We start from the raw sequence: 13,389 nt of genomic DNA on the forward strand, positions 1-13,389 counted from the left end.
TAAAAAAAGCTTCGCGGGCAAGCCTCGCTCCTACAGGTTTTATAGCGTTCGCATGTTGGCGAACGACACGAACCCGGTAGGAGCGAGGCTTGCCCGCGAAGGCAATTTCATAGGCTGTGGATAACTCAGCTCTTCTTGATCTTCACCGGCCGCTTCCAGCCGTCGATGTTCTTCTGCCGCGCCCGGCCTACGGCCAACTGCGCGTTATCCACATTCTGGGTAATGGTTGAACCCGCCGCAGTCGTCGCACCCGCCGAGATATCCACAGGCGCCACCAACGAGTTGTTGGAGCCAATGAATACATCTTCACCCAAGACGGTTTTCCACTTGTTCGCGCCATCGTAGTTGCAGGTGATGGTGCCGGCACCAATGTTGGTCCGCGCGCCGATTTCGGCATCGCCCAGGTAAGTCAGATGACCCGCCTTGGCGCCCTCACCCATGTGCGCGTTTTTCAGTTCGACAAAGTTACCCACATGGGCGCGCGCCTCAAGCACGGTGCCTGGACGCAAACGAGCGAACGGGCCAGCATCGCTGCCTTCGCCCAGAATCGCGCCCTCGATATGACTGTTGGCCTTGATCACTACGCCTTTGCGCAGGGTGCTGTCCTTGATCACGCAGTTTGGGCCGATGACCACGTCGTCTTCGATCACCACATTGCCTTCGAGGATCACGTTAATGTCGATCAGCACATCGCGGCCGACTGTCACCTCACCGCGCACATCGAAGCGAGCCGGATCACGCAGGGTCACACCCTGGGCCATCAAACGGCGACCGGCGCGCAATTGATAGTGACGCTCAAGCTCCGCGAGTTGCTTGCGGTCGTTGGCGCCCTGCACTTCCATGGCATCGTGGGGTTGTTCGGTAGCCACCACCAGACCATCACTGACCGCCATGGCAATCACGTCGGTCAGGTAGTACTCGCCCTGGGCATTGTTGTTGGAGAGCCGGCTCATCCAGTCACCCAGGCGCTCAAACGGTACGGCCAGAATGCCGGTGTTGCCTTCAGTGATCGCGCGCTGGGCTTCGTTGGCGTCTTTCTGCTCGACGATGGCGGTAACCTTGCCATCGGCATCACGCACGATACGGCCATAACCGGTCGGGTCATCCAGTTCGACGGTGAGCAGGCCCAGTTGCTGCGGCGCAACCTGTTTGAGCAGGCGTTGCAGGGTGTCGACTTCAATCAGCGGCACGTCGCCGTAAAGGATCAACACCGTATCGGACTTTATGAAAGGTACTGCCTGGGCCACGGCATGACCGGTCCCCAGTTGCTTGTCCTGCAGCACGAAATTCAGGTCATCCGCCGCCAGACGTTCACGCACCGCATCGGCGCCGTGGCCGATCACCACATGGATGCGCTGTGGATCAAGTTGCCGGGCGCTGTGGATAACATGGCCCAGCATCGAGTTGCCGGCAATCGGGTGCAGAACCTTTGGCAGCGCCGACCGCATGCGAGTGCCTTGGCCGGCAGCGAGGATAACGATTTCAAGAGACATGACTGGCTACCAATCCTGGGTGGTCAGCAACTGCGACCAGGTTATGAAAATCGGAAAAGAAAAAAGGGTAGCCGAGGCTACCCTTTTTAATCAATCGCACAACAAGTCGATGGCGAATTAACCGCCGAACTTCTTGCGGATCTGCTGGACGGTGCGCAGCTGAGCTGTCGCCTCGGCCAGACGTGCGGCAGCAGAACCGTAATCGAATTCTGCACCACGTTCATGCAAGGCCTTCTCGGCAGCCTTAACGGCTTCCTGAGCGGAGGCTTCATCCAGGTCGGCAGCACGTTGCACGGTGTCGGCAAGAACCTTGACCATGTTCGGCTGAACCTCGAGGAAACCACCGGAGATGTAAAACACCTCGGTTTCCCCGCCCTGCTTGATCAGGCGGATTGGACCTGGCTTGAGATTAGTGATCAGCGGCGCGTGACCCAGGGCGATACCAAGATCACCCAGTGCACCGTGCGCAATCACCATCTCGACCAGGCCGGAAAAGATTTCCCCTTCCGCGCTGACGATATCGCAATGGACTGTCATAGCCATCTGATTGCCTCAACCTAAATTAGCGCCCGTTGCCGGGCGCCGGGATTACAGTTTCTTGGCTTTCTCGATCGCTTCTTCGATGCCGCCGACCATGTAGAACGCTTGTTCTGGCAGGTGGTCGTAGTCACCGTTGAGGATGCCTTTGAAGCCAGCAATGGTGTCTTTCAGGGAAACGTATTTACCCGAAGCACCGGTGAAGACTTCAGCCACGAAGAACGGTTGCGACAAGAAGCGCTGGATCTTACGAGCACGGTTTACCAACTGCTTGTCGGCTTCCGACAGCTCGTCCATACCCAGGATCGCAATGATGTCCTTCAGTTCTTTGTAACGCTGCAGAACATACTGAACGCCGCGAGCGGTGTCGTAGTGGTCCTGGCCGATCACGTTCGGGTCCAGCTGGCGCGAAGTCGAGTCGAGTGGATCGACCGCTGGGTAGATACCCAGGGAGGCGATGTCACGGGACAGAACGACGGTGGCGTCCAAGTGGGCGAAAGTGGTCGCTGGCGATGGGTCAGTCAAGTCATCCGCAGGTACGTATACCGCTTGGATCGAGGTGATCGAACCGTTTTTGGTCGAAGTGATACGCTCTTGCAGAGTACCCATCTCTTCGGCCAGGGTCGGCTGGTAACCTACTGCGGAAGGCATACGGCCCAGCAGTGCGGATACTTCAGTACCGGCCAGGGTGTAACGATAGATGTTGTCGACGAACAGCAGAACGTCGTTACCTTCGTCACGGAACTTCTCGGCCATGGTCAGGCCGGTCAGTGCTACGCGCAGACGGTTACCCGGCGGCTCGTTCATCTGACCGTAAACCAGTGCCACTTTGTCCAGAACGTTGGAATCCTTCATCTCGTGGTAGAAGTCGTTACCCTCACGAGTACGCTCACCCACACCGGCGAACACGGAATAACCGCTGTGCTCGATGGCGATGTTACGGATCAGTTCCATCATGTTTACGGTTTTGCCTACACCGGCACCACCGAACAGACCGACTTTACCACCCTTGGCGAACGGGCAAACCAGGTCGATAACCTTGATGCCGGTTTCCAGCAGGTCGTTGCCGCCCGCTTGTTCAGCGAAGGTTGGCGCAGGACGGTGAATGCCCCAGCGCTCTTCGGTGTCGATCGGGCCAGCTTCGTCGATCGGGTTACCGAGGACGTCCATGATCCGGCCCAGGGTCGCTTTACCGACCGGTACGGAGATGGCTGCGCCAGAGTCAGTGACTTCCAGACCGCGCTTCAAGCCCTCGGTGGAACCCATCGCAATGGTACGAACCACGCCGTCGCCCAGCTGCTGCTGAACTTCGAGCGTGGTTTCAGCCGCGCTTACAACTTTCAGCGCGTTGTAGATGCTCGGTACGCTGTCGCGTGGAAATTCCACGTCGATAACGGCGCCGATGATTTGAACGATACGTCCGCTACTCATAGCTGGATCCTCTGAATATTTGAACCGTTAAACCGCGGCAGCGCCGCCGACGATTTCCGAGATCTCTTGGGTGATCGCAGCCTGACGCGCCTTGTTGTAGATCAGCTGCAAATCGCTGATCAAATCACCGGCGTTGTCGGTAGCGTTCTTCATCGCGATCATCCGCGCAGCTTGTTCAGCCGCGTTGTTCTCGACCACCGCCTGGTAGACCTGCGACTCCACGTAGCGAACCATCAAGCCGTCAAGCAGCTCTTTGGCGTCCGGTTCATAGAGATAGTCCCAGTGGTGCTTGAGTCCTTGATCCGGGGTTGCCACCAATGGAATCAACTGCTCCACGGTAGGCTGTTGCGTCATGGTGTTGATGAACTTGTTGGACACAACGCTCAGACGGTCGATACGGCCGTCCAGGTAGGCATCCAGCATCACCTTGACGCTGCCAATCAGATCATTGATCGATGGCTCTTCACCCAGGTGGCTGATAGCTGCTACGACGTTACCGCCGAAGTTGCGGAAGAAAGCCGCACCCTTGCTACCAACAACACACAGATCGATCTCGACGCCGTTTTCACGGTTTTTCGCCATGTCCTTGACCAGGGCCTTGAACAGGTTGGTGTTCAAGCCACCACACAGACCACGGTCACTGCTCACCACGACATAACCAACACGCTTGATTTCACGGTCGATCATGAATGGGTGGCGATATTCCGGGTTAGCGTTGGCCAAATGACCAATAACCTGGCGGATGCGCTCCGCGTAAGGACGGCTAGCAGCCATGCGCATTTGTGCCTTGCGCATTTTACTGACCGCCACTTTTTCCATGGCGCTGGTAATCTTTTGCGTGCTTTTGATGCTCGCAATCTTACTGCGAATCTCTTTTGCGCCTGCCATGTAACACCTATCAGGTTAGCAAGCGGGAGCCTTGCGGCTCCCGCTGCGGCTTACCAGGTTTGGGTGGCCTTGAACTTCTCGATACCGGCTTTCATGCCAGCGTCGATTTCGTCATTGAAGTCACCCTTAACGTTGATCTTCGCCATCAAATCGGCGTGATCGCGGTTGAAGAAAGCAATCAGCGCTTGTTCGAAGCTGCCGATCTTGGCGATTTCAATGTCAGTCAGGAACCCACGCTCAGCGGCATACAGCGACAGCGCCATGTCAGCGATCGACATTGGTGCGTATTGCTTCTGCTTCATCAGCTCGGTAACGCGCTGACCATGCTCAAGTTGCTTACGGGTCGCTTCGTCCAGGTCAGAAGCAAACTGGGCGAATGCCGCCAGTTCACGGTACTGAGCCAGAGCGGTACGGATACCACCGGAGAGCTTCTTGATGATCTTGGTCTGAGCGGCACCACCCACACGGGATACCGAAACACCGGCGTTCACAGCAGGACGGATCCCGGAGTTGAACATGGCCGATTCCAGGAAGATCTGACCGTCGGTGATGGAAATCACGTTGGTCGGAACGAACGCGGAAACGTCGCCAGCCTGGGTTTCGATGATCGGCAGTGCGGTCAGGGAACCGGTTTTGCCGGTCACTGCGCCGTTGGTGAACTTCTCTACGTATTCTTCCGAAACGCGGGATGCGCGCTCCAGCAGACGGGAGTGGAGATAGAACACGTCGCCTGGGTAAGCTTCACGGCCTGGTGGACGGCGCAGCAGCAGGGAAATCTGGCGGTAAGCCACTGCTTGCTTGGACAGATCGTCATAAACGATCAGCGCGTCTTCACCGCGGTCGCGGAAGAATTCACCCATGGTGCAACCGGAGTACGGTGCCAGGAATTGCAGTGCTGCAGATTCCGAAGCGCTCGCTGCAACGACGATGGTGTTAGCCAGTGCGCCGTTTTCTTCCAGCTTGCGAACAACGTTGGCGATGGTCGATTGTTTCTGACCGATCGCTACGTAGACGCAGAAAATGCCGCTGTCTTTCTGGTTGATGATCGCGTCGATCGCCAGAGCGGTTTTACCGATCTGACGGTCACCGATGATCAGCTCACGCTGGCCACGGCCGACAGGAATCATGGCATCGACAGCCTTGTAGCCAGTCTGTACAGGCTGGTCTACCGACTTACGCCAGATCACGCCTGGAGCAACTTTCTCGACCGCATCGGTCTCGGTGTTGTTCAGCGGACCTTTGCCGTCAACTGGGTTACCCAGTGCGTCGACTACGCGACCCAGCAGTTCCTTACCAACCGGAACTTCGAGGATGCGGCCGGTGCACTTGGCGCTCATGCCTTCAGCCAGAGACTGGTAGGAGCCCAATACAACGGCGCCTACAGAGTCTTGCTCAAGGTTGAGGGCCATACCGAAGACGCCGCCCGGAAACTCGATCATCTCGCCGTACATTACGTCGGCCAGACCGTGAATCCGCACGATACCGTCAGATACGCTGACGACTGTGCCTTCGTTACGGGCTTGGGAGGTCACATCGAGCTTGTCGATGCGGCCCTTGATAATTTCACTTATTTCGGAAGGATTGAGTTGCTGCATTGCTCTGCTGCCCCTTCAAACTCAAGATTTCAATGCTTCGGCAAGGCTCGCGAGTTTGCCGCGAACCGAGCCATCGATAACCAGGTCGCCGGCGCGGATGACAATGCCCCCGATCAGGGATTTGTCTTCCTCGACTTGCAGGCGCACTTCCCGGTTGAGTCGTGCACTGAGAACCTTGGCGAGTTTGTCTTGCTGTTCTTGGTTCAATGCAAAAGCACTGGTCACTTCAACGTCTACCGACTTCTCTTGTTCGGCCTTGTACAGGTCAAACAGAGCGGATATCTCCGGCAAAAGCGGGAGACGGTCGTTTTCGGAAACGACGTTGATGAAGTTCTGTGCCTTGGCATCAAACTTGTCGCCGCACACGTCAATAAACGTGGCGGCCTTGTCTGCGCTCGTCAGTCGCGGGGCCTTGAGCACGCGCTGCATAGTGTCGTCTTGCGACACTGCTGCAGCCAGGCCGAGCATGGCTGACCAAGAGGCCAGTTGCTGGTGGGCCTGGGCGTGCCCGAAGGCTGCCTTAGCGTAAGGTCGGGCCAACGTGGTCAATTCTGCCATGATCGCCCTCGCTTAAATTTCAGCAGCCAGTTTGTTTACCAGCTCCGCGTGCGCGTTTTGATCGATTGTGGAACCCAGGATCTTCTCGGCGCCAGAGACTGCCAGGCTACCCAGTTGGGCACGCAGCGCGTCTTTGACACTGTTCAGTTCCTGCTCGATCTCGGCCTGAGCCTGAACCTTCACACGGTCAGCGTCGATACGGGCTTTTTCAACAGCCTCTTCAACGATCTGGTTACCGCGTTTCTTGGCTTGCTCAATGATTTCAGCTGCCTGAGCCTTAGCTTCGCGCAGTTGCTGACCCGCTTTATCTTGGGCCAGCTCCAGGTCGCGAGCTGCTCGGGCGGCAGCGTCCAGTCCATCCGCGATCTTCTTCTGACGTTCGTGCAAAGCCGCGATGACCGGAGGCCACACGAACTTCATGCAAAACAGTACAAAAATGAAGAACGCAACGGACTGGCCAATCAGGGTTGCATTAATGTTCACGCCAACACCTCGCTCGTTCGTTGCACATCACACCAATTACTCGAAGGTTCGAGTAATTAGCCAGCGAGTTGACCAACGAATGGGTTCGCGAAGGTGAAGAACAGAGCGATACCAACACCGATCATGGTTACGGCGTCGAGCAGACCGGCAACGATGAACATTTTGACTTGCAGCATTGGAACCATTTCTGGTTGACGCGCTGCGCCTTCCAGGAACTTGCCGCCCAACAGGCCGAAACCAATTGCGGTACCCAGTGCGCCCAGGCCGATCAACAGTGCAACAGCGATAGCGGTTAGACCAACTACAGTTTCCATCTTTCCTCCCGACTTTTACGTCGTATGGTTTAGGTTTTTTAGATTTTAAAGCGGTAAAACAAATCGTTTCATAAGCCCTGTTCGGGCACCCACCCGTTTGACCGAGTGGGACATCAGACTAGTCGAGACTGGTCTTAATGGTTCTCTTCGTGCGCCATCGACAAGTAAACGATGGTCAGCATCATGAAGATAAACGCCTGCAGGGTGATGATCAGGATGTGGAACACAGCCCACGCCCACTGCAGAACTACGCCCAGGCCGCTAAGCCAGAGCAGACCACTGCCGAACATCACAGCAATCAGAATGAAGACCAGTTCGCCGGCGTACATGTTGCCGAACAGACGCAGTGCCAGGGAAATTGGCTTGGCGATCAGTGTCACGAACTCCAGCAGGAAGTTCACCGGGATCAGCAGGGCTTGAACGAAGATATTCTTGCTGCCGAACGGGTGCAGGGTCAGTTCGCCGATGAAGCCGCCGATGCCCTTGACCTTGATGCTGTAGAAAATGATCAACGCGAACACCGACAGGGCCATGCCCAGGGTAGCGTTCGGGTCAGTGGTCGATACGGCACGGAACGGAATGTGCGAATCGCCAGTGATCAGGATGGCCAGGTGAGGAATCCAGTCGACCGGGATCAGGTCGACGGCGTTCATCAGGAAGACCCAGACGAAGATAGTCAGTGCCAACGGCGCAATCACCGGGCTACGACCATGGAAGCTGTCTTTCACGCTGCCATCGACGAATTCGACCAATACTTCAACGAAGTTCTGCAAAGCACCTGGTTGACCGGAAGTCGCCTTCTTTGCCGCCATGCGGAAAATCAGAACGAAGATCAGACCCAATGCGACCGACCAGCCGAGGGTATCGACGTGGAAAGCCCAGAAGCCCATTTCTTTGGCTTCTGCTGCGGTGTGGGCAAAGCCCCAGCCGCCGGTAGGATGCTGACCGAAAGTCAGGTTCTGCAAGTGGTGCTGGATATAGCCCGAAGCGGTTGTCTCTGCCATGGTTGCCTCAAACGCCCTAAGGTCTCGAAAGTCTTGTTCTCATCAGCAGGGGCGCGAACCAGCTGACCAGTTGGGTCAACACGAAGACGCCGAATACAGCTAGCGGCGCCAATGGCTTCACACCTGCAAACGTCAATGCAAAGAGCACTGCCGTCAGAATTAATTTGCCCGCCTCGCCAGCATAAAAAGACCGGACGATGGCTTGAGCTGCTCGGGCGCCGGAAAACCGAAATGCCCTGTGAGCGAAATAAACATTGGGTAACAAGGCTATCAGGCCTCCGCAGAGTCCTGAGTACCCGGCAACGACTCCGTACCATTGCCACAGCGCCAAAGCGGCAATGAGCAAAACGATAAATTGAGCCATTAACACCGGAAAAACTGCCAGGCGATGGAACGGCAAGCGGTTTGGCGTGCGGCTTTCCATCACTTTTACTCCCCAATGGTCGGCTGCCAGAATTCAATAACTTGGCATAATTTGTGCCGACAAAATGCGCGCAGAGTATAGGGGCGGTTCAGCCCCTATTCAACTGTCAGGTAGTGATTTCCGACTGCGCGCTACATGAGGAAATGTTTCAGCGGATATGTGCAAGCACGCCTTGAAGCTCGTCGAGAGAGTTGTAGCCAATCACTAACTGCCCTTTGCCTTTCTTTCCGTGGCGAATCTGCACCGCAGAGCCTAGGCGCTCAGCCAGGCGCTGCTCGAGACGGGCAATATCCGGGTCCGGTTTTGCAGGTTCCACAGGCTCCGGTTTACCACTCAACCACTGGCGAACCAGTGCTTCAGTCTGGCGCACGGTCAGCCCACGTGCGACAACATGTCGCGCCCCTTCAACCTGTTGATTTTCCGGTAAACCGAGCAAAGCACGCGCATGACCCATTTCCAGGTCACCGTGGGACAGCATGGTTTTGATAACTTCCGGCAACGCGATCAAGCGTAGCAGGTTAGCCACGGTTACCCGGGACTTGCCCACAGCCTCGGCCACTTGTTGCTGGGTCAGCTGGAATTCCTGCTGCAAACGCTGCAGGGCTACCGCTTCTTCGATCGGATTGAGGTCTTCGCGCTGAATGTTCTCGATCAGCGCCATGGCGATGGCAGTTTCATCCGGCACATCGCGAACCATCGCCGGGATGGTTTCCTGGCCGGCCTGCTGGCTGGCACGCCAGCGGCGTTCGCCAGCGATGATTTCGAAACGACCGCTGCCAATCGGGCGAACCACGATTGGCTGCATCACGCCCTGGGCCTTGATCGACATCGCCAGTTCTTCGAGCGCCTGAGGGTCCATGTCCCGACGCGGCTGATACTTGCCGCGCTGGATCAGGTCCAGGGGCAGGTGTTGCAACTCACGCTGATCGGCTTGTACCGCTTGCTCTTCGAGCGAGCTGACAGTCGGACCACTCAGCAGTGCATCCAGTCCACGTCCGAGACCTCGTTTCTTGACGGCCATGGGGATTCCTTAAGTTGCCTGAGCGGCGGCGGTGCGTGAGTTTTTGCGTTGACGGCGAACCAGTTCGCCCGCCAATGCCAAGTAGGCGATGGCGCCCCGCGAAGATTTGTCATACGCCAGTGCCGGCATGCCATAGCTTGGCGCTTCGGCCAGGCGGATGTTGCGCGGAATCACGGTGTCGTAGAGCTGCTCGCCAAAGTGTTCCTTGAGCTGGGCCGAGACATCGTTCATCAGGCTCAGGCGCGGGTCATACATGGTCCGCAACAGGCCTTCGACTTTCAGGTTCGGGTTCAGCAGTTCGGCGATGCGCTTGATGTTATCCACAAGGTCGCTCAAACCTTCCAGTGCGAAGTACTCACACTGCATGGGGATAATTACCCCATCGGCGGCCACCAACGCATTCAGGGTCAACATCGACAATGACGGCGGGCAGTCGATCAAAATGTAATCGTAGTTTTCGCGGATCGGCGCCAACGCGCTGCGCAGACGACTTTCCTTCATCTGCATTTCCAGCAAAACCACTTCGGCCGCCGTCAAATCGCGGTTGGCCGGCAACAACTGGTAACCACCGTGCTCGGAGAAGTGCATGGCCTGGGCCAGATCGCATTCGCCGATCAACAGGTCGTAGACCGAGTTTTCCAGGCCGTGTTTATCCACACCGCTACCCATGGTGGCGTTGCCCTGTGGATCGAGATCGATCAACAGCACCCGACGCTTGGTAGCGACCAGGGAAGCTGCGAGGTTGATACAGGTGGTGGTCTTGCCCACACCACCCTTTTGGTTCGCTATCGCGAATACCTTAGCCATTCTTGCTTGTGTTCCCAATCATGCCGTGCGGCGCAGTATCAGCAGATGGCGTTGGCCTTGGCAACCGGGTACGGCCAGGGCGTGTTCGCTATCGAGGTGGAAGTCTGCCGGCAATGCTACCAGCTCATCGGCGGGATGAACGCCCTTCATTGCCAGCCAACGTGTATCGCGGTCGCCTAGGTGGCGAGTCCAGTTGCTGAAGTTTTCCATGCTGCTGAAGGCCCGGGAGATGATCCCGTTGAACGGCAGTTCTGGCTGGAAAGCTTCGACGCGACTGTGGATAACTTGGAGGTTATCCAATTTGAGTTCGAGTTTGACCTGGGTCAGAAAGCGGGTTTTCTTGCCGTTGCTGTCCAGGCAGGTCACTTGGGAGTCCGGAAACAGGATCGCCAGAGGAATACCCGGCATGCCGCCGCCACTGCCCACGTCCAGCCAGCGGCCGTTTTCCACAAACGACATCACGCTCAAGCTGTCGAGCAAGTGGCGGGACACCATTTCGTCCGGATCGCGCACGGCGGTCAGGTTGTAGGCCTTGTTCCATTTGATCAACAGGGCCAGATAACCCAGCAGCAGCGCGTGCTGGGCTTCTGTCAGGGTGATACCGAGCTGGCGAGCACCTGTGGATAACTCTTCGGCATGTTGCGAGGTGACCAACGAACTCAAGCGCTTTGCTCCAACTGACGGCCCGCGCCGCGTTTTTTCAAATGAATCATCAACAGCGAAATCGCCGCCGGGGTCACGCCCGGGATGCGCGACGCCTGGCCCAGGGTTTCCGGACGGGTCGCACCGAGCTTGCTCTGGATCTCTTTCGAAAGGCCGGAGATGTTCGTGTAATCGATATCCACAGGCAGTTTTGTATCTTCGCTGGCCCGCAGACGAACGATTTCATCCTGCTGCCGATCGATGTAACCGGCGTATTTGGTCTTGATTTCGACCTGCTCGGCGACCTGTGGATCCTCTGCACCACCGCCAGTCACGGCGATCAGACCAGCGTAGTCGATTTCCGGACGGCTCAAGAGGTTGAGCAAATTGTATTCGTGGGTCAGTGGCGTGCCGAACTTCTCGGAGATCGCATCGCCCTGCTCGGTACCCGGACGGACCCAGGTACTTTTCAGACGCTGCTCTTCCAGATCGATGCTTTCGCGTTTCTTGCAGAACGCTACCCAACGGGCGTCATCCACCAAACCGAGTTCGCGACCTTTTTCGGTCAGACGCAAGTCAGCGTTGTCTTCGCGCAGGATCAGGCGGTATTCGGCCCGGGACGTGAACATCCGGTACGGTTCCTGGGTACCCAACGTAATCAGGTCGTCGACCAACACGCCGATGTACGCCTCATCGCGGCGCGGACACCAGGCGTCTTTGCCCTGTGCACGCAGTGCGGCGTTGGCCCCGGCCAGCAAACCCTGGGCACCGGCTTCTTCGTAACCGGTGGTGCCGTTGATTTGCCCGGCAAAGAACAGACCGGCAATGACTTTGGTTTCCAGGCTGTACTTCAGGTCACGCGGATCGAAGTAATCGTATTCGATGGCATAGCCCGGACGAACGATGTGCGCGTTTTCCATGCCGCGGATCGATTGGACGATCTGCAATTGCACGTCGAACGGCAGGGATGTGGATATCCCATTCGGGTACAGCTCGTGGGTGGTCAAACCTTCCGGCTCGATGAAGACCTGATGGCTTTCCTTGTCGGCAAAGCGGTGGATCTTGTCTTCGATCGACGGGCAATAACGCGGACCGATGCCTTCGATCAGCCCCGCATCGGAATACATCGGCGAACGGTCGAGGTTCGCGGCAATGATTTCGTGGGTGCGGGCGTTGGTGTGGGTAATCCAGCAACTCACCTGTTTCGGGTGCTGCTCTTTGGAGCCCATGAACGACATCACCGGGATCGGCGTATCGCCTGCTTGCTCGGTCATCACCGAGAAATCCACAGAACGACCGTCGATACGCGGTGGTGTACCGGTTTTCAGGCGACCGACGCGCAATGGCAATTCACGCAAACGGTGAGCCAGGGCGATCGATGGCGGATCACCGGCGCGACCGCCGGAATAATTCTGCATTCCGATGTGGATAAGTCCACCGAGGAAGGTGCCAGTGGTCAACACCACGGAATCGGCGAAGAAACGCAGACCCATTTGGGTGACAACACCACGCACTGTTTCCTGTTCGACGATCAGGTCATCAGCGGCTTGTTGAAATATCCACAGGTTCGGCTGGTTTTCCAGGGCTTCACGGACAGCGGCCTTGTACAGAACCCGGTCGGCTTGAGCACGAGTCGCTCGCACGGCCGGGCCTTTGCGGCTGTTCAGCACGCGAAACTGGATACCACCCTTGTCGGTAGCCATGGCCATCGCACCGCCGAGGGCGTCGATTTCCTTGACCAAGTGGCTTTTGCCGATCCCGCCAATGGCAGGGTTGCAACTCATGGCACCGAGGGTTTCCACGTTATGCGTCAGCAACAGGGTTTTTGCCCCCATACGTGCTGACGCCAGTGCTGCCTCGGTACCGGCATGACCGCCGCCGATGACGATCACTTCAAAACGGGAAGGGAAATCCACCACGCACCTCGTGCCTGCTTCAGTTAGGTAATCCGGAATAGGTTGATCTCAGGTTTTTGGACCTGGTCGGCAAGTATAGGGACTTCGCCCTTCCTAAAGAACCCTTTGCACAAAATTTAACCAGCTGTGGAGAAGTCGGGGTTATAGAAATTAAAAAGAGAGAAATTTATTAAATCTTTGTTTTTATGTTTATTTCTACTGAGCACCATTTCTGTGGATAGATCTCTACAGGCCTTTATATTCAATATGTACAGAGATTCAAAACCCTGTGGTCAT

At 56.7% G+C, this 13,389-nt stretch carries 14 protein-coding genes; all 14 read right to left on the reverse strand.

Translation table 11 applies throughout. From position 1 onward, the window contains the following. Nucleotides 1–125: 125 nt before the first annotated feature. Nucleotides 126–1,493: a bifunctional UDP-N-acetylglucosamine diphosphorylase/glucosamine-1-phosphate N-acetyltransferase GlmU gene (glmU, locus tag ACWIKB_RS03160; RefSeq protein WP_475265281.1), complete on the reverse strand. Its 1,368-nt coding sequence runs from the start codon at nucleotides 1,491–1,493 to the stop codon at nucleotides 126–128. Nucleotides 1,494–1,610: 117 nt separating this feature from the next. Then, the gene (locus ACWIKB_RS03165) at nucleotides 1,611–2,036 is read right to left on the reverse strand and encodes a F0F1 ATP synthase subunit epsilon (protein ID WP_201115593.1); all 426 of its coding nucleotides are present in this window, start codon (nucleotides 2,034–2,036) and stop codon (nucleotides 1,611–1,613) included. A 45-nt stretch (nucleotides 2,037–2,081) separates the two neighbouring features. Beyond that, nucleotides 2,082–3,461 (reverse strand): F0F1 ATP synthase subunit beta, encoded by a 1,380-nt coding sequence (gene atpD / locus ACWIKB_RS03170; protein WP_008155715.1) that lies wholly within the window; start codon nucleotides 3,459–3,461, stop codon nucleotides 2,082–2,084. Between the two features lie 27 nt (nucleotides 3,462–3,488). Beyond that, nucleotides 3,489–4,349, reverse strand: a complete 861-nt coding sequence (gene atpG, locus ACWIKB_RS03175; RefSeq protein WP_149659343.1) for a F0F1 ATP synthase subunit gamma — start codon at nucleotides 4,347–4,349, stop codon at nucleotides 3,489–3,491. Nucleotides 4,350–4,399: 50 nt separating this feature from the next. Then, nucleotides 4,400–5,944 carry a F0F1 ATP synthase subunit alpha gene (gene atpA, locus ACWIKB_RS03180; protein WP_054048162.1) on the reverse strand — a complete coding sequence of 515 codons (1,545 nt, stop codon included), beginning with the start codon at nucleotides 5,942–5,944 and terminating at the stop codon, nucleotides 4,400–4,402. Between the two features lie 21 nt (nucleotides 5,945–5,965). Beyond that, nucleotides 5,966–6,502, reverse strand: coding sequence for a F0F1 ATP synthase subunit delta (locus ACWIKB_RS03185; protein WP_475265282.1), 537 nt, complete (start codon nucleotides 6,500–6,502; stop codon nucleotides 5,966–5,968). A 12-nt stretch (nucleotides 6,503–6,514) separates the two neighbouring features. Further along, nucleotides 6,515–6,985 (reverse strand): F0F1 ATP synthase subunit B, encoded by a 471-nt coding sequence (locus ACWIKB_RS03190; protein ID WP_007948090.1) that lies wholly within the window; start codon nucleotides 6,983–6,985, stop codon nucleotides 6,515–6,517. A gap of 56 nt (nucleotides 6,986–7,041) precedes the next feature. Continuing rightward, nucleotides 7,042–7,299, reverse strand: coding sequence for a F0F1 ATP synthase subunit C (atpE, locus tag ACWIKB_RS03195; protein WP_002555987.1), 258 nt, complete (start codon nucleotides 7,297–7,299; stop codon nucleotides 7,042–7,044). A gap of 134 nt (nucleotides 7,300–7,433) precedes the next feature. Continuing rightward, the gene (gene atpB, locus ACWIKB_RS03200; protein WP_054048157.1) at nucleotides 7,434–8,303 is read right to left on the reverse strand and encodes a F0F1 ATP synthase subunit A; all 870 of its coding nucleotides are present in this window, start codon (nucleotides 8,301–8,303) and stop codon (nucleotides 7,434–7,436) included. Between the two features lie 16 nt (nucleotides 8,304–8,319). Then, on the reverse strand, nucleotides 8,320–8,727 hold the full coding sequence (locus tag ACWIKB_RS03205) for a F0F1 ATP synthase subunit I (protein ID WP_475265283.1): 408 nt from the start codon (nucleotides 8,725–8,727) through the stop codon (nucleotides 8,320–8,322). Between the two features lie 148 nt (nucleotides 8,728–8,875). Further along, entirely contained in the window at nucleotides 8,876–9,748 is an 873-nt protein-coding gene (locus ACWIKB_RS03210) for a ParB/RepB/Spo0J family partition protein (protein ID WP_054048153.1), read from the reverse strand. Nucleotides 9,749–9,757: 9 nt separating this feature from the next. Then, entirely contained in the window at nucleotides 9,758–10,555 is a 798-nt protein-coding gene (locus tag ACWIKB_RS03215; RefSeq protein WP_133835237.1) for a ParA family protein, read from the reverse strand. A gap of 18 nt (nucleotides 10,556–10,573) precedes the next feature. Then, nucleotides 10,574–11,218, reverse strand: coding sequence for a 16S rRNA (guanine(527)-N(7))-methyltransferase RsmG (rsmG, locus tag ACWIKB_RS03220; RefSeq protein ID WP_475265284.1), 645 nt, complete (start codon nucleotides 11,216–11,218; stop codon nucleotides 10,574–10,576). Further along, on the reverse strand, nucleotides 11,215–13,113 hold the full coding sequence (gene mnmG, locus ACWIKB_RS03225) for a tRNA uridine-5-carboxymethylaminomethyl(34) synthesis enzyme MnmG (RefSeq protein WP_475265285.1): 1,899 nt from the start codon (nucleotides 13,111–13,113) through the stop codon (nucleotides 11,215–11,217). The genes rsmG and mnmG overlap by 4 nt, the downstream gene beginning before the upstream one ends. Between the last annotated feature and the right edge of the window lie 276 nt (nucleotides 13,114–13,389).

This window comes from Pseudomonas sp. 5Vm1k (assembly GCF_056161485.1).